Source organism: Rothia sp. CCM 9419 (assembly GCF_048512815.1).
Classification (GTDB): Bacteria; Actinomycetota; Actinomycetes; order Actinomycetales; family Micrococcaceae; genus Rothia.
In genome coordinates, this window is record NZ_JBLXXY010000003.1 from 119,245 (window position 1) to 141,422 (window position 22,178).

The following is a 22,178-nucleotide window of genomic DNA, read 5'->3' on the forward strand; positions in this document are numbered from 1 at the left end:
TGGTTTGCCGACGGAAAAAGAAGGCAGACCGGATGATTTGCTGTTGCACCAGCTGTGGGTGTGAACGTTGCAGGAAGAAATCAAGACTCAGCAAAGCAACTATTGCATAAAGAAAAGCCCGATGAAGCAGCAGCTTCGAAGGGGCGTCATCATCTTGTCAAGTTCTACGACTTCGATACCGGCGAAAGCGTCGCAGGCTCATGGCAGTTTCCTTTAGCTAGATTTGGATAGTGCAAAGTGCATTTACCCCTCGGAGGGGTGGCGCTTTCAACCGACTCCGGCAATCTTATAATAGTGCAAAATATCTCATTTTTGTAGTTTTAATCAACAATCTTGGCACTATCTAGTTTTTGAAATGACTAGGACCGTCCACAATTCGCCATTTAATCTGATGAGATTCTGAGTAATGTTTCGCACTTGCAATTATCGCTTGGAACGGTCCATTCGGTTTTGTCTCGATTGCTTGTTCTACATACTGGTATCGAATACGGTCGTAAATTCCTAGCTTTACGGCATCTTTCTGGAACTGGGGAATAAGTCATACTGCTCATACGTTTACCGAGAGAGTCAGAGAGTCAGAGAGTCAGAGAATCAGAGAATCTAGCGTAAGGCTGTAAGGATTAGTTCTACACGATATGTTATCGGTGCCAGATTTTAGCGTTGACGGTCTATATGTATATTCGCTGATCTAAGTGCTTAGAAATACTATTGGTGTTGTTCCTTAAACTGCTGAAGATTACGGTGTTTCGCTTTTCGCGAGGAGATACCCGTCGATGTTTTGAGAATATCTAGAAACATTCGAAGCATTATGAATGGAGCTGTCCTAGCATGTCTTGCCAGGTATAAGAAGGAATATCTCCTTGGCAGTTATTCTTCGAAGTACATAGTTAATTAATGATTATTAGTTTTGATAGATGGAACTAATAACAAGATTCCCGATGATGTAGAGGTAAGCCCTTTCGAGGGGAAAATCCACATGCATCGGGAATCTTTTTATCGGATCAAGCTTTAGTAGTCTTTTCTGCTCTGTTCATACATGGCCTCAAGCATCATATTGCGAGCTTTTTCTCTAGTGCTATCATAGGATGCTCCACCTTTACCAATACGTTGAGGATCCCAGTCTGCCATTTCGATAATGGGTTTGAGGGCACCGATAATTTGCTTTAAATTATCGGCGTTTTGGAAGAATTCTACAGGATTGACCATCCACCCCAGTTTTTTCTTCTCTTGATCCACTCGAATTAGCGCTTGAAGGCTAAAAATGGCTGGCATGATATAGCCTAGTGGCGGTACCTCATGGGAAATAGGCTCTTGTGAAAATAATGTTTTTTTACTGTGTGAGTTGCTGGATTTTCTCACAGCTGCGATACGGCCGAAAGATCCGGAATTGGAATTATATGCGGTGCGGTAGCCCTTATATATCAGGTCATAGCATTCTAAAACTTGAGGAACCATGCGTAATGCAGATGCAATATAGCTGTCTGTAACAGTTATGCTAAGCCCGTTGTCGCTTCTGGTGGTTGCTCCTTCTGCCTCCATAAGTTTAGTGAAACGGTTAAGAGCTTCGGCTTTACTTGAATAAGCGCTGGTTCCGCTAAGAGGTGAGATGCCGTACTCACTGAGTGTTGGAATCTTAGCAAATGTGACCCATGAGAGGCAGACAAGGAATCTAGGATCAAGGCGACCTTCATCGTTTGTTCGCCATGCTACCTCTTTTGAGATATTTTCGGGCAGAACGTTTTTGAGCGGATCAAAAGCTCCACTTTGGTTTGCTATAGCGTCGGCCGCTAACTGTGCATTCTGATTCCTGTTTGCACAAATGCTGAGGATTAGATCGTTGAATAGAGATTTGCTGTCTTCCGCTTGTTCTCTATTGGATGGGCTTAGTATTTCTACTGGGATAAGGGCTTCTAATGTTGGGGTAGATGCCTTTGCCTTTTTTAGTTTTTCGATTAGGTCGATGTTTTTGTGCCAGCATTCTTTTAAGTCGCGCCATACTCTAATCTTGTTGATCTCTTTTTCAGGGACTTCTGCTTCGGTGAGGAGTGCAATACCTATGGCCAAGGCATTATGCCCGCCGTCGAGGATTCCTTCTCTATGAGAATCAGAGAATTCGAGCTGGAAGCGATTTCTGTCGCGATCTGTCACTTCGGAGGATCCAATTAAAAGCCCTTTGGAGTAGAAAGGCATCATTGCTGGGTTATGTTGAAGTGTGTAGAGAATATCTTTGGTGATGGCTGTTTTCTTTGAATGGCGAGGGTTGGCTTCTAGCTCTTCTTGAGTGATGAGAGTGATAAGCCCAGACATTTTCACGAACCCTGTAATTCTGCGAAGTTCGCCAATATTGGAGTCGTTGTGGAACTCTAGTTTTAAAATGACTGGTGATTGAGCGCTGTTCATGGTGCCTCCTATTTAGGTTAACTACGGAATCTCGATGCGAAAGGATCTATCGTTGCAATACGCATCGAGTTTCCAGAGCTAATCTCCGGAAGCCACCTAACAGTACCTGTTAAGTTCAGTCCTACATCCCATCCGGGAAATATATCTCGTCTCGAGATTGGCTCGGAATCTTATGGAATTGCATCTTCCAATTCCGTCCTTGCCTGTAATTAGTATAAAGGGGGAAAAACACAGATTCAATATTCTATTTTGTTATATAAGTCTCAATATAGAGTTTTGAATCTGTGTTTAGGGCGCGTGAATTTTTGCTTTGCTGGATTTTCTTTAGCTATAAACTAAAATCTTTGATCCTCATATGATCCAGGCACTCTTGCGTCTAAGCAATCTGACATAACCGATATACCACATCTTGCGCAATGATACTTGATAAAGATCCTGCAACGTTTTCCAGGTGTTTGGGCGATAGCGTGCCTGTTCGGATGGAGAACAACGTATTAAAGAGGGTTATTGTCGCACTGGCTGCGACGAAGAGTAACCACAAGATTTGTGAACAGTGCTGTTTCTGCTCGTGTTATTCCGATGATTATGAGTAGTCCGGTACCGGCTGAGCCTATGGCAGGGAGGATGAAAGCTTGCCAGATAACGGCTCCTAATAACAGAATTTCTAATTCCTTGTGTTTTTTTGACTCCAAAATGTGTTTCTTTCTGTAGAGTCAGCTTCGAGGGTATTGCGGAAGCACCGTGCTTGCGCGAGTGTGTTACCAAAAGGAATACCATGTGCACGGTTGCACTACCTAGGGATAGGGTTGAAAACGCTCCTACCCCTAAGAGGTCGCAAACTAACATGTTTGACTAATCATGATTCCTAAATGCCAAGAAGTACATGACAGAAGAACCCAGACCCATACCTAAAGAAATCATAAGAACCTTTGGTAAATGAAGATTCTCTATCTCTTGGCTCACTACCAAGAAAAGACAGGAAAGAGAAAATGCAAGTAAAAAAGCGCCGATACTCTGAATACGAATACTTTTCACAATAAACCTCTCTGTTTACTGATTGTTCATCTCGACAGTTGTCTGCCTTAACTGCTACCGCACTGTCTTTAACTAGACCGGTAAAATCCTGTATTCGCCAGTAATAATATACGCTATGAAGAGTTTTGACCAAGGACTCGCAGTGAATTCTTGTAGCGTCTTGTAGCTTGCTAAATATGGTGTTTCCAGAACATCAGCTGGTTACCATGTTCTAAATATAGAATATCGTTCCAAGTTTCCAGCCATCAATAGGTATAGCAAAAATGTGTGTGGGGAGAGAGGGAACTGTTGTCAGGATTCATCTGACCAGATAAAACTTCGCCTAGTTCTGGTTTGCTGGTTATGGAGTGTGGTTAAATGGTTTCAAAGAAAATGATTGCTAGACGACTTATCGTACATGTCGGAAAGCAGGGGAAGGGCACTGATGAACGTAGCTACCGACCAGAACACACCACAACCTGAGAATACTGTTCCACCAGCACCGGCAGAGCCTGTGTATGGTGCACCACGGTTAGGTGATGTGCCCGAAGAATACCAAGTACCAGAGCAATACCGGCGCCCCTACGGTGCGCACCCTGCGGATAAGCGCGGAATCTCATACTTTCCGGCCGTAGTATCACTTACCAGCGGTGTTTTTGCGCTGGTACTAACCTTTATGCTTCTTGGTGCAAGCGGTCTAGCTTATATTCCGTGCATCGTTGCAACTATCTATGCGACGATTGCGTTTAAACGGTTTAAGCAGCGTCCGCAAACAGCATATTATCGAAGCAAATCAAAACTTTACGCGAACCTTGGGTTAGGGTTCGCTATCCTTTCAGCGATTTGTACGACCATCTTCTTGATCGTCTTCCCAGAGCTAGGAAACCTCGACCCAGACTGCGATAACGTTGAGCCTGGTAGCGTGGACGAAATTATTTGTGAAAGCTATGACGACTCGTCACAAGACCTATAACCTCATATGCATAAAGAACACCTGCTGTTCTCCCAGCAACGAGAGGGTAACAGCAGGTGTTCTTTTTACCCATGGTGTACATGTGTTAGAACGTATCGTCTAAAGACTATTATGCACCTAAATATTTCAACGCCTCATCATGCAAGAGAGAGTTCGTCGCCATCGCATTACCACCAAACGGGCCATCAACACCTTCTAAAGAAGTAAACCGCCCACCAGCTTCTTGCACAATAGGTACAAGCGCCGCCATATCATAGAGGTTGAGTTCTGGCTCGGCAGCAATATCAACAGCACCCTCGGCAACCATACAATACGACCAAAAATCACCATAGGCGCGGGTACGCCACACCGTATCAGTAAGTTCAAGGAACTTTTCGCGTTTGCCGGCTTCTTTCCACCCCGTCATCGAAGAATACGAGAACGACGCATCGGCAAGAGTCGATACTTGCGACACTTTAATCGGGGTAGCCTTCGCTAACGAACGCCCCGTATAAGCACCTGTACCGCGTGCCGCCCACCAGCGTCGTTGCAATGCAGGGGCAGAAACAACACCAACTACCGGCTCACCCTGATCAATCAGAGCAATCAGAGTCGCCCATACTGGCACCCCACGCACAAAGTTCTTTGTCCCATCAATAGGGTCAATAACCCACTGGCGAGGGGACGAACCACTCTGCCCAAATTCTTCACCCAGAACAGCATCACGAGTGCGCACACGAGAAAGCTGAGAACGAATCAGCTGCTCTGCTTCACGGTCTGCGTCGGTTACCGGTGTAAGGTCAGGTTTTGTCTCAACGGTAAAATCATGAGCCTGAAAACGTGACAGCGTCAACCTATCGACACTATCGGCGAGGATATGCGCTAAACGCAAATCGTCAGTATAAGAAACATTAGCCATAAAAATTCTGTCTTTCTGAGAAGAAACTGTTAGTACACAACACCAAGTTCTTTATCGGCGTTTGCAGAAGAATCTTCTGCAACACCAAGAAGCTTCCGAAGAGACTCAAGACGAGCCTCACCCGCCTCACCAGCATGCCCCTGTTGGACGTACTCTGCTATAGCGCACTCTGTAGCATCATAACCATGGGTGCAACCTTTAGGGCAATGGGCGCTCGCTGGCGATAAATCTTCAAAGGCTGACACAATATTTTCAGCGGGAATATGTGCCAACCCGAAAGAGCGAATACCGGGGGTATCAATAATCCACGTACCTTCTGAAGAGTGTGAAGGTCGTAACGCTAAAGCTGAGGATGAGGTATGTCGCCCTCGCCCTGTGACCGCGTTAACATGCCCAGTGTCTCGCTGGGCGCCGGTGAGAGCATTAACAAGTGTAGATTTACCGACACCAGAATGCCCTAAAAGCACGGAGACATGTTCGTCTAAAACCTGTGTGAGAGGTTCAATCAACGTGGTATCGAGCCCTTGGGCGTTTTCTTCGCTAGGTGCTAGACCATCAGAAGAACCTGAAAGCATAATCTTTAATGAGGTGTGAGCGTAGTAGTCAAGAACTTCTTGCGGATGCTTCACATCAGTTTTTGTGATGCACAGGATGGGTGTGATGCCTGCATCGAATGCGGCAACAATAGAACGGTCAATAAAGCCTGTGCGAGGTTCGGGGTTTGCTGCTGCAACAACAATAATGAGCTGGGTGGCATTTGCGACCACAACTCGCTCATAGGGGTCTGTGTCGTCTGCACTGCGACGTAGTACGGTGTCGCGTTCTTCAATACGAACAAGACGTGCAAGCGTCCCTTCACGGCCGGAAGTATCACCGACGAGGGCAACCCTGTCGCCTACAACAATCGCTTGACGGTGTAATTGTTTAGCTCGTACTGCAAGTACTGAACGTTCTTGTGTGGTGCCTTCATCAACGATGGCGGTGTACCGTCCACGGTCTACGGTGATGATACGACCAATCATCGCGTCCTCATATTTGGGGCGTTCTTTGGTGCGTGGGCGGGAACCCTTTTTATTGGGGCGGATACGTACCGCGTGTTCGTCCCAGCTTGTGCGGTATTCTTTAGCCATCGCGCTTCACCTCTTGGGCAAATTCTTCAAGCATGTTATGCCACATGGACGCAAAGTCGGGGAGTGTTTTTGCTGTGGTTTGGATGTTATGCACTTGTGTACCTTCAACCGCTAACCCAAAGATTGCGCCGGTTGTTGCCATACGGTGGTCGTCATAGCTGTGTATGAGCGCAGGTTCATGGACGGGCGCGTGGATGCGTATTCCGTCAGGTAGTTCTGTTGCAGAACCACCAGCACGGTTAATTTCGGTGACGAGAGCTGCTAACCGGTCGGTTTCATGGCCTCTTAGATGTGCAATACCGTGTAGTGTGCTTGTTCCTGGGCGAAGTGCACACAGCGCGGCAACTGTGGGTGCTAGTTCACCGGCATGTGATAGGTCAATCGTTAGTTCAGAGTGATCGTTGACAATAAAATGTGGTGTGCCTTGGGCGATGAGAGTGCCTTCCTGAAGCCTTGTTTTTGCACCAAAGAGGGGAAGAATTTCTTGCCAATGCGCCCCGACTTGGGTGGTTTTGTTAGGCCAATGTGGGATAGCAACCTGTGTGCCGAGAACTGCTGCTGCAGCGAGGAAAGGCCCAGCATTAGAAAGGTCTGGTTCGATGAGAACATCAAAACCTGCAAATGATCCTGCTTTAACAGTCCATGTTGCTGGTTCTTGATATTCGACGTTAACACCAACATTTTTGAGGGTTTCAACGGTCATTTGAATATGAGGTATTGATGGAAGTGAAGCACCGGAGTGTTCAAGACGTAACCCGTGAGCGAAACGGCAGGCAACAAGGAGCAATGCGGAGACAAATTGTGAAGAGGAGGAGGCGTCGATACGGAGGTTTTGTTCGTGAATATTTCCGGTAGCGTGCACGGTAAAAGGTAACGCGTTAGTGCCGTTGTCTTCTACTCTGACACCGAGAGAGCGTAGTGCTTCGATAACAGGTGCCATGGGGCGTTTGCGTGCATGTGGGTCACCGTCAAAAGAGAAGGAGCCAGATAGTAGCGCAGCTAATGGTGGAACAAAACGCATGACGGTGCCGGCTAAACCGACATCAATATTTTTGTGGCAGGGTGTAGTGCTAGAAAAGTTGATGGGTGTGATGCGCAAGTCTGGGCCAAAAGGGGAGTCTGTTGCAATTTCTTCGAATTTGGCGCCTAATTGTTCGAGTGCCGCAATCATCAGCGCGGAGTCACGAGAATGAAGGGGCGCTCGAAGAGTGCTGGGGGAGTCTGCTATTGCTGCTAGAAGGAGATAACGGTTGGTGAGAGATTTAGAACCGGGGATGGCAACGGTTGCTCGGGCGTGCGGATGAGAACCACCGTAGGGGGCGTTCCAGATATGAGGAGATTCTGAAGACGTACCGGGGATGTTTTTCTCAGTCACAGACACACTTTCGTTCACAATTGTTGATAGAAGAATAGCTCATGCTATGGATGGGGCTGGTGATATTCTTCAAACCTGTCTTCACCATTCTACGCAGGTTCATGCTAAATACCACTGCCTGTTGAACGGCGGGATGTTCGTTTAACGGAATGTACCTCGCCTACGGTGAGGCGAGGTACATTTTATGAAAAAGTTTAGAGTTTAGTTGTTGAGGAATTCTTCGGTGCGTTCACGAACATCAGCAGAAATCTTTTCAGATTTCTTTGCCATTTTTTCGCTGAACTGGTTGGCACGCCATGCGAGGGAGGGGTTACCATCGCGGTCTACTGCTGCAATGGCGATAGCGCCAAGAAGAGAACCATTGGTGAGTGCGTGGCGGCGGCGAGAGGCGCGTTCTTCTGAAGAGTTTGCTTCTGTTGCTTGGTATTCAACGTATGCGTTCAGGATGCCGGTGCCCAGAAGAGTCACAGAGGATAGGCGAGGGAACTTGCCGAGAGCGAAAAGGGTTCCAGCAACAACCTGCGTTCCTGCAATGACCTGTCCAACTAGTTTTTCTTGACCTTTGAATGACTCTAGCTGAGGAACAGCTTTGGAGCTGAGCTCAAGAGCACGGTTGAGGTGCACGGTTGAGTCTGCATCACGTAAACGCTCAACACCGGAGATGATGAAGCTTGATGCCAAAAGTGGGCGTGCAAGGCGACGTACAAAAGACATTTTTCCTCCTTGGAGCGGAATTATTTCCGAGTTTTGCTAAAAGTCTGTCATAACGATACTAAGCACACGAAGTGATATACCTGCTAAATGACGCGCATAAAAATAATGTTCCGTCATAAAGTGACTCGATATGCTAGAAAAGAGACAAAAGAGCAACACACTCAGAAAGTCATTAATGAACACGCCCATAACCCCAGAAGCGACGGCTCCTCCTCCTAGCGAGGGGAATCTTCAAGAGCATAAGATACGCTTTGAACGAGAAGCCATGATGTATGTGGATCAGCTGTATGCTGCCGCTCTGCGCATGTCACGAAATCCTGCTGACGCTGAAGACCTCGTACAAGAAACGTACGCTAAAGCTTTCTCTTCTTTCCATCAATACGCTGATGGCACCAACCTAAAAGCCTGGTTATATCGTATTCTGACCAATACGTATATTAACTTGTACCGCAAACGCCAGCGTGAACCGTACCAGACGCACAGCGACACTATTGAAGACTGGCAGCTTGCAAAGGCTAGCTCCCACCAGTCAACGGGTCTGCTCTCTGCAGAAGCACAAGCTCTAGAACACCTGCCAGATAGTGCCGTGATTACCGCATTACAAAACCTGCCAGAAGATTTTCGTATGGCGGTGTACTACTCCGATGTGGAGGGTTTCTCCTACAAAGAGATATCGGAGATTATGAATACTCCCGTGGGAACAGTGATGTCTCGTTTGCACCGTGGACGTAAACTCCTGCGAGACTCTCTCGCCGAATATGCCCATAGCCAAGGTTTAAAGACCCCCACTCAAAAGGAAGCATAAGATGTCACACCATTCTTGTTCCGAAAAACTCACTAGAATTTACGAATACCTTGATGGCGCTCTTTCCTGCGAAGATTTGCAAGAACTGCAAAATCATTTAGCAGAATGCCACGATTGTGCACAAGAATACGATCTTGAGTGCGTGATTCGTTCTGTGGTGAAACGTTCTTGCCGGCAGAGCGCACCGTCTGATTTAAAAGCTCGTATTCTAGGGACTATCAATAACCTCAAACAGGGGCATATCCTTGAATGCTCCGAAAAATCTGAATAGAATCCGCGCGAAAGTGGTATCTGTTGTGTCAGCTTAAACGACAGCTCCTCAGCTTGTAATAAGCTGAGGAGCTGAAAAGTATCAAGGTACCTTATGCGTTGGGGCGCTTACCGTGGTTTGCGCCGCCCTTACGACGGTCCTTGCGCTTACGACCGCGCTTGCTCATGAGAGCCTCCTTATAAAAGTTCAACACAAATGATTTAAGAAAATCTTGTGTTTATGTCCTGTCTCAACAAGAGACACCGTTTTCTATTCTGGCATACTCCACCGCTAAATGCACCTCAGACGAAGAATGTTCTTAAGGAAAAGAACATCACACATTCTCTCAAGGGGGCAAAAGCGGGGGTATAACGTGGTTTAGATAGGTTCTGGTAATTGCAACCAGTTATACCAGCCACGATGAAGGACAAGCCACGCAATAAGACCGTAACCAGACTGCCCAGGGCGCCCGTCATTAGCCGCTAAGTCATTACGCCACTGCTCATGGTGCAAAAGTGGGTTAAAAGTATCAACGTAGACGTGATTGCGGCGGGTCACAACATCAGCATACGCAGCGTTGAGGTCGGCGATACGACGGTTACGTTCAGTATCTAAGGATGGAGGAGGGCCTACAACCAAAACCTTCACATTGTTTTGGGAAGCCATATCTACCATATTTGCCAAGTTCAAACGGCTTCGCGCACTTGTAATATCAAGGTCGATATCGTAGGTAGAAGGTGCAATCACCAAACGGTTATCTGCACCTTGAGCAAAACGACGGCTAGCTTCATCAAACCAACGTGCGTTAAGCAGTTCAGAACCTTCCCCAGGGGCAGCAAGGTTATATGCAGAAACCTTTGCAGTGTGCTGAGGTGTGCGGGCAAGAACACGACCAAACCAGCCCAGCGCACGCGGATCGCCTACGCCAGCTAAGAGGTCGTCACCAACGGCAACTAATCGAATATTTCGCTGATCCACAAGAATCTTTCTGTCAAAACTATGGGCGTAAACCTCTTTAGAGGTTCACTCTCTTGTTACTAAGAATAAACTCTATACGCACTTCTGTGTTCTAAATAGAGGTGAGTTGAGAAAAAGAACCTGAAAAAGAACAAAAATGCCACCAGAAAATACTATTCTGATGGCATTTTTGCTACTTATCCGCAGGCTTCAGAGCACACCTTGAGGACATGTCTCATCGACTGGCAGATCTGTTTAGCTGTCAAAAACATCTTCGATGAGGCTATCAAGCTCTGCCGTATGGCGTTTACCTGTACCAGCAGCAGGAGCCGCAGCAGCTGGACGAGAAGCCAACCGCATACGATACCCAATCTCTGGTAATAGGTATAATGCGATAAACGGCCACTGCCCCTGATTAGCTGGTTCATCTTGAGCCCACACAATATCTTCTGCCTGAGAATACTGAGCTAATTGAGCCTGAATCTCTTCTAACGGCAAAGGATAAAGCTGTTCTACACGAATAATTGCAGTGGTACGGTCTGCCCGTCGGGCACGTTCTGCTTCAAGGTCATAGTAGAGACGTCCACTGACAAACACCACACGCTTAACATTCTGAGGACTCAATCCTGCAGTATCTGCTAAGACCGGCTGGAAGCTACCCTGCGTGAAATCTTCCACCGAAGAGTTCGCTGCCTTGAGACGCAATAGCTGTTTTGGTGTGAAGACAACAAGCGGTTTATGCGGGCGAGAGAGTGCATGACGCCGTAATAGGTGGAAGTACGATGCAGGTGTTGAAGGAATAGCCACCGTCATATTGTTCTCTGCACAAAGTTGTAAATAACGTTCTTGACGGGCTGAAGAATGATCTGGGCCTTGACCTTCAAAACCGTGCGGTAGAAGTAATACGAGTGAAGAACGTTGCGCCCATTTCTGCTCTGCAGAGCTAACAAACTCATCAATAATGGTTTGTGCACCATTAGCGAAGTCACCAAATTGGGCTTCCCAGACTACTAAGGAATCAGGGCGTTCTACCGAATAGCCGTACTCAAAACCAAGAACTCCGTATTCGGAGAGCAGAGAATTATAGATGCTAAAACGTCCTTGGGTGCTGGACAGATGTTGTAGTGGGTTCCATTCACTATCGTTGTGCACATCATGTAAGACAGTGTGTCGTTGCACGAAAGTGCCACGCTGAACATCTTGACCAGACATGCGCACATCAACACCTTCTAGGAGCAAAGAGCCAAAAGCTGCCAGCTCACCAAAGCCCCAGTTAATACCACCGTCTGTAGCCATCGCTTGACGCTGTTCCATCAGCTTTTTGAGCTTCTTATGAGGGGTGAAACCTTCGGGGAAAGCGACAAAAGACGCACCAATACGTTCAATAACTTCAGTGCTAACAGCGGTTGACCCCGGTACACGAACATCATCTTCACTTTGTTGAGCGGCGGGGCGTTCAATATTAGATACTGCTGCCGCATCAGCAGTGACCAAAGGCGTTGTGGACGCTAACGCTGCGTGAGTTTCCGTGAAAATTTGTTCGAGAAGGTCTTGATAATCTTTGCGTACTCGTTCGGCTTCGTCATGGGAGATATCTCCACGTCCAACAAGAGCTTCTGTGTAGAGTTTACGGGTGGACTCATGAGAGTTAATCTCGTGGTAGAGCTTAGGCTGAGTCATTGACGGGTCGTCAGCTTCGTTATGTCCACGACGGCGGTAACAGATGAGGTCGATAACAACATCTTTATGGAACATCTGGCGGTATTCAAAAGCCATTTGTCCGGCACGAACTACCGCTTCAGGGTCGTCTGCATTGACGTGGAAAATAGGTGCTTGGACCATGCGGGCAATATCCGTTGAATAGGTGGCAGTACGTCCATCATCAGGCGAGGTGGTAAAACCAATCTGATTATTAACAACGATATGAACCGTGCCGCCTGTGGTATACCCTTGAAGCTGGGACATCTGTAGTGTCTCCATCACAACACCTTGACCAGCAAATGCAGCGTCACCGTGCACGAGAATAGGTAGCACCGGGAAACCTGTGATGCCGTGTTCTTCAAGAACATCCTGTTTTGCTCGGACGATGCCTTCAAGTACCGTATTTGCGGCTTCAAGGTGTGAAGGGTTGGCTGCTAAATAGACTTGCGTTTGGTTACCGTCGTCAGAGCTGAAAATACCTTCGGTGCCGAGGTGATATTTGACGTCACCGGAGCTGCCACTGAGACGAGGATCAAGCTCCCCATCAAACTCACGGAAAATTTGTGCGTAGGACTTTCCAGCAATATTTGCGAGAACGTTGAGGCGTCCACGGTGTGCCATGCCGATACCAACGCCAGAGAGCCCGGCGTCGGCTGCTTCGGAGATGACAGAATCTAGCAGAGGAATGAGTGACTCTCCACCTTCGAGAGAGAAACGCTTCTGCCCAAGGTATTTGGTTTGAAGGAAAGTCTCGAACGCTTCTGCTGCGTTGAGCTTCGCAAGAACACGGAATTGTTCTTCTCGTGATGGTTTGGTGTACCCGTGCTCAAGGTGGTCTTGGAACCAGCGGCGTTCTTGGGGGTCTTCAATGTGCATATATTCAACCGCCATCGTGGAGCAATATGCTTCACGAAGGAGGGTGAGGATGGTTCGTAGGGGGAGTGAGTCTTTGTCTCCAAAACCGCCTGTTGGCCAGATACGGTCAAGATCCCAAAGAGTGAGGCCGTAATTTTCGATGCGTAGGTCGGGGTGTGAGAGCATCTCATAGCCGAGGGGGTTAGTTTGGGCGATGAGGTGTCCGCGTACACGGTATGCGTGGATGAGTTGCTGAATACGAGCAACTTTAGATACTTCCGCTGAAGGGTCTACTTGGTTATCTACTGCCCAACGAACTGGTTCAAAGGGGATGCGGAGGTCTTCAAAGATTTGGTCGTAGAATCCGTCTCCGCCGAGCAGATAGTGTTCAATCTGTCGTAGGAATTCACCTGAGCCGGCACCTTGAATAACACGGTGATCATAGGTGGAGGTAAGGGTCAAAATTTTAGAGACACCGTGTTGGGCGATAGTTTTTTCTGATGAACCGCGGTACTCGGCAGGGTAATCGAGTGCACCAGCTGCAATAATGCATGCTTGACCCTTGGAAAGACGTGGCACAGAATGGACTGTTCCAATACCGCCGGGGTTCGTCAATGAGATAGTGGTGCCTTGAAAATCTTGGACGCTTAGTTGCCCGTCACGGCCGCGTTTGACGATGTCGTCATAGGCTTCCCAAAACTCGCTAAAGCTAAGTTCTTCGGCACCTTTGACGTTGGGTACGACGAGATTTCGTGAGCCGTCAGGGCGAGGAATATCGATGGCTAAACCAAAATTAATATGTGCTGGGTGGATAGCAACAGGCTTGCCTTTGTCATTTGTTCCGTAGAGGACGTTCATAGACGGTAGGGCAACTGTTGCACGAATGACGGCGTAACCGATGATGTGGGTAAAAGAAATTTTTCCGCCACGAGTTCTTTTAAGGTACTCGTTAATGGCCAGACGGTTATCAATGAGGAGTTTTGCTGGTATGGCTCGAACGGTTGTTGCGGTTGGGACGCTCAACGATTCTTCCATGGTGGTGACGACAGCTTTTGCTGGACCACGCAAAGGAACTTCTTTGTCCTCTTTGGGGGTATTGTTCTTTGGCTCAGCTGTTGTCTTGTGGGGGAGTGTTTTAGCTGCTTGAGGTGTGGGACGGGAAGTAGCTGGTGCTGGTGTTGTAGCACGTTGTGTGGGATGAGATGTTGTAGCGGCAGGAGCTTGTGCTACTGGTTTTTGAGTTGTCTGAGCTGGGGTGGTGTTCGTTTGTTCAGCCTGCATTGCCTGAAAAATAGGCCACCAGCTTTGTGATACGGAGTTTTTGTCGTGCTGGTATTGTTCAAATAGCTCTTCTACGAGCCATTCGTTGCCAGCAAATTCTTCGGGCACGTGGTGCTCTGGCAGTGTGGGCACAGTCTCTACGCCTCTTCCATAAGTGTCATGTTTCATACAGAGCAGCGAGAGCCTCGCGCTAAAACCTCAAAGGTTTTGAAGTGTCAGTGGTGGTTTCTCACTGTTGTATTGTGGGATGCTTGCACCACCAAAACCTTGGCGGTGTGTGCTTCAACTCAGTTTAGTAATTTTTTACCTGAACTTTCCACCTTGACGCCAATCATTTCACAATAAAATGTGAACTGATGCATATTCAAGTGATATGTATGCTCCATTTCCTCAAGTAGATAGCTATCTCTCACTTTGAAACAGAATGGATGTTCCCCTCCACCTTAAGGCAGCCCCTTTGGTAGAATCTTGTGCCATGGATGAACCTTCTAGTTATCGCCATAGACCCATGACCTATGCTATTGAGCATTCGTATAACACTATGAGCGACCAATATTTCTATGCCCTTTACCCAGCGCTACCATCTCAAAACGCCCGCGCAATGAAGCCGGCGGTGCACTAACGATGGAATGGATATTACTTTTACTAGGGCTTCTACTGATTCTCGGAACAGGGTTCTTCGTTGCCGTAGAGTTCTCCTTAGTTGCACTTGACCAATCAGCAGTGCAAAAAGAAATTGATTCTGGAGATCGTGGCGGCGAAAAAGTGCTCCGTTGCCTCAAATCACTCTCTACACAACTTTCAAGTTGCCAAATCGGTATTACCATCACCACCTTGCTCACCGGCTATACTCTCGACTACGCCATGAAAAGCCTAGTGGTAGATACTATTTCGTCATGGGGACTACCCGATAGCATCGCTAATATCTTGACCCTTATCTTTGCGATGGTTATCGCCACCTTGCTATCCATGATTCTCGGTGAGCTTATCCCTAAAAACCTCGCTATCGCCGAAGCCTATAAAGTGGCACGCACATTAGCTCCTGCACAACTTGTTTTCACGAAAATCATCGCACCCTTTGTCCGTCTCATGAACGGCTCTGCTAATAAGATTCTTCACCTCTTTGGTATGGAAGCAAAAGAAGAACTTTCTGGTGCTCGCTCACCCGAAGAACTTTCTTCTATGGTGCGACGTTCCGCAGAACAAGGCGTATTAGATTCTGATACTGCACGGTTCGTTGGTAAAACTCTTTCATTTGCCGAACTCACCGCTGCAGACGTGATGACACCGCGACGTAAAGTTGTCATGCTAGAAGATACTGAAAGCGTCGCTGAAGTTGTGAAAGCCGCACAGAAGACCGGATATTCTCGCTTTCCTATTTATCGTGGAGATCAAGATAACGTTGTGGGCGTTGTCCACATTAAACGTGCTGTAAGTGTTCCGATTGAGGTGCGTGAAACCTTGCAAGCAGGAACCTTGATGGAAAATATACTTCAGGTTCCTGAGACTGTTCATCTGGATTCTTTACTGTTACAGCTACGCAATGGTGCACTCCAGCTAGCTATCGTCTTAGACGAATATGGTGGAACTGCTGGCATGGCGACCTTAGAAGACCTCATCGAAGAAATCGTTGGAGAAGTCTCTGACGAACATGAGCTTCTTGAAACCGAAGACAGGCCACTCATGCTCAGTAATGGAGACTGGTTGTTCTCGGGGCTACTTCGACCGGACGAACTCAACGAGTATATTAACATTCTCCACATTGAGGACGACGCCTCCTACGAAACGATGGGCGGATATGTGATGGATCGTCTGGGGCGTATTCCCAAAGTGGGAGATACTCTTTCCATTGAACAGGGCTCTTTTAAAATTGAGGCGATGGAACAGCGGCGAGTAGATCGGATTCGTTTCATCCCGCAAGATCCCTACCGTAAAACTACTTTGGCAGCTGCTAACGAGGGTAAAAAATAATGAATGATATTACCGCAATGTTGCTTTTAGTACTGCTTTTAGCTGGTAACGCTTTTTTCGTTGCCGGTGAATTTGCGATTATGTCTACCCGTCGTTCTCAGGTAGAGCCCTTAGCGCAAGCTGGTAATAAGCGAGCGCAAACGGTACTTTATGCGTTAGAAAACGTTTCGTTGATGTTGGCAACCTGTCAACTGGGTATTACGGTTTGCTCGTTGTTGATTCTTAACGTTTCTGAGCCTGCTTTGCATCATATGGTTGCTGGCCCGTTAGAGCATTGGGGTGTTCCTCTTGCTGTGGCGGATACTTTAGGGTTCTTGCTTGCTTTGGTGTTGGTGACGTTTTTGCATGTGATTCTTGGTGAAATGGTTCCTAAGAATGCTGCGGTGTCGTTGGCGGCTGAGGGGGTAGCTTTGTGGATTGCTCCACCTTTGGTATGGTTTTCAAAGCTTTTTGGGCCTATTGTCTGGTTTTTAAATAGCATTGCAGACCGTGCGCTTAAGGCGATGAAGATTGAGCCGAAGGACGAGGTGTCTTCTACTTTTACGTTGGATGAGTTGCAGAATATTGTTGCAGAGTCGACGGCTGAAGGAACTGTTGCTGACGGTTCGGGTGTGCTTTCTGGGGCGTTAGAGTTTTCTGAGAAGAAGGTTTCGGAGATTATGATTCTGCCTTCTGATGTTGTGACGTTGCCTCGTTCGAGTACTCCTGAAGATATTGAGCGCGCTGTTGCTCATACTGGTTATTCTCGGTTTTTGATTGAATCCTCAGAGGGTGGCCCGTATCTGGGGTATGTGCATGTTAAAGATGCGTTGTCAGTGGTGGGGGAGCGTCGTAAGGAGGCAATACCATGGGGGTCTATTCGGCCGATGTCGGTTGTTCCTCCGTCGATGGAAATTGATGATGCTCTTGCTGTGATGCAACGTAAGAGTTGCCATGTGTCGCATGTTGCAACATCGGATGGTACGTCTTATGGTGTCTTGTTCTTGGAAGATGTTTTAGAACAGCTTGTGGGCGAGATTAGAGATACGACTCAGGAACATGTGCGTAAGCGTGATGTGTCTTTGCGTCGTTCGTAAGTTGGTATAAGAGTTTTTAAAGGGGGTAGTCCGGTGGCGGTCTACTCCTTTTGCTCTAGGTGGTGGGTGTTGGTGCTAAAAGTGATGTAGTACTCGTTGTGATGAGCAATGTTTAGTTGATAATGGAGTATGCTAAATGAGAACCGTTTTCAGAGGTCTATAGAGTTTGGAGCTCCCGCTATGAAAAAGTTTTTGACAGGAATCGCATTTCTTTCTATTGCTTCATTGAGTTTAAGTGCGTGTGGAAGCACCGTCGAAAAGAGTGAAGAGTCGGCGAAGAACTCCGAAAAAGGCGTTATTAAAGTTGTGACGAGCACTGATGTGTATGCAAATATTGTTGAGAGTATTGGTGGGGACACTGTCGAAGTAACTCCTCTTATTAACTCAACGAGCGAGGATCCTCATTCGTACGAGGCAACTAGTGCTGACCGTTTGAGTGTTAAAGATGCGCAGTTGGTGGTGCTTAACGGTGGTGGCTACGATCAGTTCCTTGAAAATATGGCTGGTCAAGATCATAAAGACCAGAAAGTGCTGAATGCTGTTGAGATTTCTGGTCTTCAAAAAGATGATGACCACGCTCACGAGCACGGTGACGAACACGCTCACGAACACGCTCACGAACATGGGGACGAGCACGCTCACGAACACGGCGACGACCACGGACACTCCCACGAACACGGTGACGACCACTCCCACGAGCACGGACACCATCACCATCATCACGGGGACTTTAACGAACACGTCTGGTATGACTTTGTAGCTATGCAAAAACTTGCGGGAGCTATCGCAGAAGACCTCGCAGAAGAAGCCCCCGAGCACGCTGAACAATACCGCCAAGCAGCCGGAAAATTTAAATCAGAGTTGGGAGAACTCATCTCACAAACTCGAGGAATTAACGCTGAAGGCAAAAAATATATTGCAACAGAACCTGTCCCCGGATACCTACTCACCATGGCAGGATTCTCTGACGCAACACCTTCAGAACTAACCTCAGCCGTAGAATCCGGTAGCGACATTGCACCATTAATCATGAACCAGGTTAAAGAAGAACTCCAAGAAAAACAGGTTGGATTCTTCGCCTACAATGAACAGACATCTTCACCACAAACAGAAGAACTGCTCAAAGACGCTCAGGAAGCACAGATTCCTCATGTATCATTCACCGAAACCCTGCCTGAAGGGAAAGACTACCTAGGATGGATGAAAGAAAACATTGAGAACATCAAAAAATCACTAACTTCCTAAAAATATGCACAACAACATCACAAAGTCCGCCTCTAAGACTGCTATCACCATTCGCGGAGGCGGACTTTCCTACGGGCAAAGAACTCTCTGGAAAGACCTTGACCTCACGGTTGAACAAGGAGAATACTTTGCAGTACTTGGACCCAACGGCTCCGGAAAATCAACATTCCTCAAAGTTGTTTTGGGACTAGAAACCCTCAGCCACGGAAAAATCAGCATCCTTGGCTCCCCAGCACGCACCGGACACCCCGGCGTCGGATATATTCCACAACAAAAAATGATGCCGGCACACACCCCGTTACGTGCCCGTGACGTTGTCCGTTTAGGTATCGACGGGCACCGTTGGGGAATACTGACCCACGGGCGGCGAAAAGTACAAGCACGAGTCGAAGAACTTTTAGAAGCTGTCGGCGCAGAAGAATACGCAAACGTTCCCGTAGGATTACTCTCTGGTGGTGAACAACAACGTATCCGCATAGCCCAAGCACTCGCACATAACCCAAAAATTCTTCTCGCCGATGAAGCTCTACTTTCTCTTGACTTAAACCATCAATACGCTGTTGCTGAACTCATCCACCAATATAATCGCCAACAGCAAGGGACTGTCATCTTCGTAACCCACGAAATAAACCCCATTATTGACCATGTTGATAGAGTCCTCTACCTTGCTAACGGGCGTTTTACGATTGGAACAGTCGAAGAAGTCATGCGCAGTGAAGTGCTGACCAACCTCTATCAGACTCCGGTGAGCGTCATCAAAACAAATGGACGATATATCGTCGTTGGTGGAGAAAATCACGCGCCAGGAGCAACTGTTGAAGAACACACCCATTGCACTAACTCGGGAGAACTCTCATGATTAATACTCTTGCATATAGTTCCTCCCTGTTCTCACAAATCTTTGTTTTTGACAGGTATGGAGAACTGGTTGAACTGCTCATGCCTTCTATTCTGGCAGGCGCAGTACTAGGGCTCATTGGAGGGTTTGTTGGCACCTTCGTCATGATGCGTGACCATGCATTCGCCGTTCACGGTATCGCTGAAATGTCATTCGCCGGTGCAGCGCTGTTTCTCCTGCTGGGATATAATGTCGTCACCGGATCTCTTGTTGGCTCAGTGCTCTCTGCTTTATTGATGGGCGTACTTGGTTCGAAAACACATAGTACAAACTCCGTTATTGGTGCATTGATGCCATTTGGGTTAGGAATGGGCATCTTATTCTTGTCCTTATACCCTGGACGTTCTGGTAACAAGTTTTATCTTCTGACCGGACAAATTGTTTCTGTTGATGAGTCACAACTGAACTACATGATAGTGGGTGCCATCTTTATTATTGGTATTCTTATCGCTATCTGGAGGCCTCTCACTTTTGCTTCTTTAGACCCTGACGTTGCTCGCGCTAAAGGCGTACCACTGCAATTTTTGTCGATGGTTTTTATGCTAGTTTTAGGAGTCGCAGTTGCCCTATCTGTGCAGATTGTAGGGTCTCTACTGGTGCTAGCGCTACTGATTACTCCTGCTGCTGCAGCTTTGCAACTAAGTGCTAACCCGTTAAAAGCGTTAGCGTTATCTATTCTTTTTGCCGAGATATCTATTGTTGGTGGCATTATGCTTGCGCTTGCTGGCTCTTTACCGATTAGCCCATACGTTACAAGCATTTCCTTCATTTTGTATCTGATAAGCCGTGTTATCAGCGCAGTACGTCGCCGTTATAGTGGCTCTGGACGTCGAACCGTGAGCGTATCATCACGGGTATAAATATCGTATAAAACGAGAGCTCTGCTAGGGGAGGTCTTTCTTCTGGCATAAGGAACACACACCGGTTACCTCAATAACATGGTCGATATCTGTATAACCGTATTGTGCTCCAATAGCTGTGGCCCAATCCTCAATAGAAGGTGCTTCTAACTCAACTGCAGCACCGCAACGGCGGCAGAGTAAATGATGATGGTGATGTTCTACTTCGCATTTACGGTAGATAGATTCTCCATCTTCGGTTTTGAGTACGTCCACCTCACCGTATTCTGCTAAAGATTGCAAAATACGGTACGTTGTCGCTAAAGAAACAGCCTCTTGACGTGAAACCATGAGCATATGTAATTCTTGCGCTGAGATAAAATCATCTAAGCCCTCTAACGTTGCTTTAACAATGCGACGCTGCTTTGTGTTGCGTACCTCAGGTTTAGCGTTCTGAGATTCAGCCATCATGCTCTAGCCCTTCATATCACCGAAAATATACTTTCAACACCTTACACTAGGGGATATAGATACGCTATATTGCGATATTTATCCCCATCTCTAGAATAATCTGAGAGACTATAAAGCACACTCATATTAGGGTGGATACATGAAACTTACGAAATACACTCATTCTTGTGTTCGTCTTGAACACGAAGGAAAAATACTAGTTCTTGACCCCGGAAACTTCTCGGAAGTATCTGAAGCTCTCGAGGGCGCCGACTATTTATTGATTACCCACGGGCATCCTGACCATTATGACCCTGAACGTGTTGACCCTTATCTTCAAGAACATCCTGAAGTACGTATCTACGCGCCGGCGCCTGTTGTAGAACAGATGTCTCGCACCCTACCTAACTCCCAGATACAGGCTGTAGCTGGTGCAGAAAGCATCACTCTTGACGGTTTTAATATCAAAACATTTGGTGGTCAGCATGCGTTGATTCATCCGCTCATCCCAATGATTCCTAACGTTGGGTACTTTATCAACGATAACTTATACCACCCCGGTGACAATTTTGTTGTTCCTGATGGAGTCAACGTTAAAACGCTCCTTGTTCCAATCCACGCACCGTGGAATAAAATTGGTGAGGTTATTGACTTTGTGGCTTCAGTACGTGCTCCACGTGCCTACCAGATTCATGATTCTCTCTTAGCAGATTCTGGTCGAACGATGATTGGCACACACACGAAGAACTTTGCTGCACGGTATGGAACAGAATTTTCGTTACTTGAACCCAAAGAGAGCGTAGAAATCTCCTAAAGTTTTGACGAACTGCTCAAAGAAAGGCAGAACACCTGATGACCACCATCTTTACAAAAATTATGACCGGCGAACTACCTGGACACATCGTCTATGAAGATGACCAATGCGCAGCATTTTTGACGATTGAACCAGTGAACTCTGGACATACGCTTGTCGTTCCTCGAGAAGAAATAGACCATTGGGTCGACTTGCCCGATGGTTTACGTAACCACCTTTTTGCTGTGGCACAGAAAATTGCACAAGCTCAACGTACAGTATTTGACTCAGAACGTAGCGCCTTGATGATTGCTGGTTTTGAAGTTCCGCATACTCACTTTCACGTGTACCCTGCCAATAGCATGGCAGACTTCTCGCCCGAAGCTATCCAACGTGACGTTCCGCCAGAAGAACTAGCACAACATGCACAGTCCTTACGTGAGGCCTTAGCAGAATAACTCGCGTCCATATGCTGTGGGGTGTGGGTAAAACTAGTGTCAGTTTTACCCACACCCCACAGCATTGAACAGCACGAACCGGTACAACCGTAGAT

Annotated in this window: 21 protein-coding genes; 11 read left to right on the forward strand and 10 right to left on the reverse strand. The window is 47.2% G+C overall.

Going from position 1 to position 22,178, the window contains the following annotated elements; translation table 11 throughout:
- Positions 1–54: 54 nt before the first annotated feature.
- The gene (locus tag ACN08W_RS03810) at positions 55–231 is read left to right on the forward strand and encodes a hypothetical protein (protein ID WP_419108845.1); all 177 of its coding nucleotides are present in this window, start codon (positions 55–57) and stop codon (positions 229–231) included.
- 777 nt (positions 232–1,008) lie between these two features.
- On the opposite strand, the gene ACN08W_RS03815 is transcribed toward ACN08W_RS03810, so the two are convergent.
- Positions 1,009–2,400 (reverse strand): hypothetical protein, encoded by a 1,392-nt coding sequence (locus tag ACN08W_RS03815; protein ID WP_419108846.1) that lies wholly within the window; start codon positions 2,398–2,400, stop codon positions 1,009–1,011.
- A gap of 494 nt (positions 2,401–2,894) precedes the next feature.
- Positions 2,895–3,092, reverse strand: a complete 198-nt coding sequence (locus tag ACN08W_RS03820) for a hypothetical protein (protein ID WP_419108847.1) — start codon at positions 3,090–3,092, stop codon at positions 2,895–2,897.
- A 767-nt stretch (positions 3,093–3,859) separates the two neighbouring features.
- Between ACN08W_RS03820 and ACN08W_RS03825 the strand changes: the two genes are divergently transcribed.
- Positions 3,860–4,387: a hypothetical protein gene (locus ACN08W_RS03825; RefSeq protein ID WP_419101507.1), complete on the forward strand. Its 528-nt coding sequence runs from the start codon at positions 3,860–3,862 to the stop codon at positions 4,385–4,387.
- A gap of 109 nt (positions 4,388–4,496) precedes the next feature.
- Here ACN08W_RS03825 and hisN read toward each other — a convergent pair whose 3' ends face one another.
- The 4 genes from hisN to ACN08W_RS03845 all read right to left on the reverse strand — a co-directional run bounded on the left by hisN (position 4,497) and on the right by ACN08W_RS03845 (position 8,504).
- Positions 4,497–5,285: a histidinol-phosphatase gene (gene hisN / locus ACN08W_RS03830; protein ID WP_419108848.1), complete on the reverse strand. Its 789-nt coding sequence runs from the start codon at positions 5,283–5,285 to the stop codon at positions 4,497–4,499.
- A 29-nt stretch (positions 5,286–5,314) separates the two neighbouring features.
- Positions 5,315–6,415: a ribosome small subunit-dependent GTPase A gene (gene rsgA, locus ACN08W_RS03835; protein ID WP_419108849.1), complete on the reverse strand. Its 1,101-nt coding sequence runs from the start codon at positions 6,413–6,415 to the stop codon at positions 5,315–5,317.
- Positions 6,408–7,790 carry a 3-phosphoshikimate 1-carboxyvinyltransferase gene (aroA, locus tag ACN08W_RS03840; protein ID WP_419108850.1) on the reverse strand — a complete coding sequence of 461 codons (1,383 nt, stop codon included), beginning with the start codon at positions 7,788–7,790 and terminating at the stop codon, positions 6,408–6,410. Before aroA ends, rsgA begins: the two co-directional genes overlap by 8 nt.
- 201 nt (positions 7,791–7,991) lie before the next feature.
- Positions 7,992–8,504, reverse strand: coding sequence for a DoxX family protein (locus tag ACN08W_RS03845; protein WP_419103636.1), 513 nt, complete (start codon positions 8,502–8,504; stop codon positions 7,992–7,994).
- 175 nt (positions 8,505–8,679) lie between these two features.
- Here ACN08W_RS03845 and ACN08W_RS03850 point away from each other — a divergent pair, with 175 nt between their 5' ends.
- Both ACN08W_RS03850 and rsrA read left to right on the forward strand, forming a co-directional pair.
- Positions 8,680–9,309 carry a sigma-70 family RNA polymerase sigma factor gene (locus tag ACN08W_RS03850; protein WP_419103635.1) on the forward strand — a complete coding sequence of 210 codons (630 nt, stop codon included), beginning with the start codon at positions 8,680–8,682 and terminating at the stop codon, positions 9,307–9,309.
- A gap of 1 nt (position 9,310) precedes the next feature.
- Positions 9,311–9,580, forward strand: coding sequence for a mycothiol system anti-sigma-R factor (gene rsrA / locus ACN08W_RS03855; protein WP_419108851.1), 270 nt, complete (start codon positions 9,311–9,313; stop codon positions 9,578–9,580).
- Between the two features lie 91 nt (positions 9,581–9,671).
- Here the strand turns inward: rsrA and ACN08W_RS03860 are convergent, their stop codons facing one another.
- The 3 genes from ACN08W_RS03860 to ACN08W_RS03870 all read right to left on the reverse strand — a co-directional run bounded on the left by ACN08W_RS03860 (position 9,672) and on the right by ACN08W_RS03870 (position 14,485).
- Positions 9,672–9,746: a 50S ribosomal protein bL37 gene (locus ACN08W_RS03860; RefSeq protein ID WP_095343185.1), complete on the reverse strand. Its 75-nt coding sequence runs from the start codon at positions 9,744–9,746 to the stop codon at positions 9,672–9,674.
- A 191-nt stretch (positions 9,747–9,937) separates the two neighbouring features.
- Positions 9,938–10,537 (reverse strand): GDSL-type esterase/lipase family protein, encoded by a 600-nt coding sequence (locus tag ACN08W_RS03865; RefSeq protein ID WP_419101500.1) that lies wholly within the window; start codon positions 10,535–10,537, stop codon positions 9,938–9,940.
- A gap of 234 nt (positions 10,538–10,771) precedes the next feature.
- Positions 10,772–14,485 (reverse strand): multifunctional oxoglutarate decarboxylase/oxoglutarate dehydrogenase thiamine pyrophosphate-binding subunit/dihydrolipoyllysine-residue succinyltransferase subunit, encoded by a 3,714-nt coding sequence (locus ACN08W_RS03870; protein WP_419108852.1) that lies wholly within the window; start codon positions 14,483–14,485, stop codon positions 10,772–10,774.
- A gap of 492 nt (positions 14,486–14,977) precedes the next feature.
- Here ACN08W_RS03870 and ACN08W_RS03875 point away from each other — a divergent pair, with 492 nt between their 5' ends.
- From ACN08W_RS03875 to ACN08W_RS03895, 5 genes are all read left to right on the forward strand, one after another.
- Positions 14,978–16,324 carry a hemolysin family protein gene (locus ACN08W_RS03875; RefSeq protein ID WP_419108853.1) on the forward strand — a complete coding sequence of 449 codons (1,347 nt, stop codon included), beginning with the start codon at positions 14,978–14,980 and terminating at the stop codon, positions 16,322–16,324.
- Entirely contained in the window at positions 16,324–17,400 is a 1,077-nt protein-coding gene (locus tag ACN08W_RS03880) for a hemolysin family protein (protein WP_419103631.1), read from the forward strand. Before ACN08W_RS03875 ends, ACN08W_RS03880 begins: the two co-directional genes overlap by 1 nt.
- Before the next feature lie 180 nt (positions 17,401–17,580).
- Positions 17,581–18,645 carry a metal ABC transporter solute-binding protein, Zn/Mn family gene (locus ACN08W_RS03885; protein ID WP_419108854.1) on the forward strand — a complete coding sequence of 355 codons (1,065 nt, stop codon included), beginning with the start codon at positions 17,581–17,583 and terminating at the stop codon, positions 18,643–18,645.
- Positions 18,646–18,649: 4 nt separating this feature from the next.
- Positions 18,650–19,504 (forward strand): metal ABC transporter ATP-binding protein, encoded by an 855-nt coding sequence (locus ACN08W_RS03890; protein WP_419108855.1) that lies wholly within the window; start codon positions 18,650–18,652, stop codon positions 19,502–19,504.
- Complete coding sequence (locus ACN08W_RS03895; protein ID WP_419103628.1) at positions 19,501–20,403, forward strand: metal ABC transporter permease; 903 nt, start codon at positions 19,501–19,503, stop codon at positions 20,401–20,403. The genes ACN08W_RS03890 and ACN08W_RS03895 overlap by 4 nt, the downstream gene beginning before the upstream one ends.
- Before the next feature lie 24 nt (positions 20,404–20,427).
- Here the strand turns inward: ACN08W_RS03895 and ACN08W_RS03900 are convergent, their stop codons facing one another.
- The gene (locus ACN08W_RS03900; protein WP_419106924.1) at positions 20,428–20,853 is read right to left on the reverse strand and encodes a Fur family transcriptional regulator; all 426 of its coding nucleotides are present in this window, start codon (positions 20,851–20,853) and stop codon (positions 20,428–20,430) included.
- Positions 20,854–20,992: 139 nt separating this feature from the next.
- Between ACN08W_RS03900 and ACN08W_RS03905 the strand changes: the two genes are divergently transcribed.
- Positions 20,993–21,646, forward strand: coding sequence for an MBL fold metallo-hydrolase (locus ACN08W_RS03905; RefSeq protein WP_419108856.1), 654 nt, complete (start codon positions 20,993–20,995; stop codon positions 21,644–21,646).
- Between the two features lie 38 nt (positions 21,647–21,684).
- Positions 21,685–22,083 carry an HIT family protein gene (locus tag ACN08W_RS03910; RefSeq protein ID WP_419108857.1) on the forward strand — a complete coding sequence of 133 codons (399 nt, stop codon included), beginning with the start codon at positions 21,685–21,687 and terminating at the stop codon, positions 22,081–22,083.
- Positions 22,084–22,178: the final 95 nt, after the last annotated feature.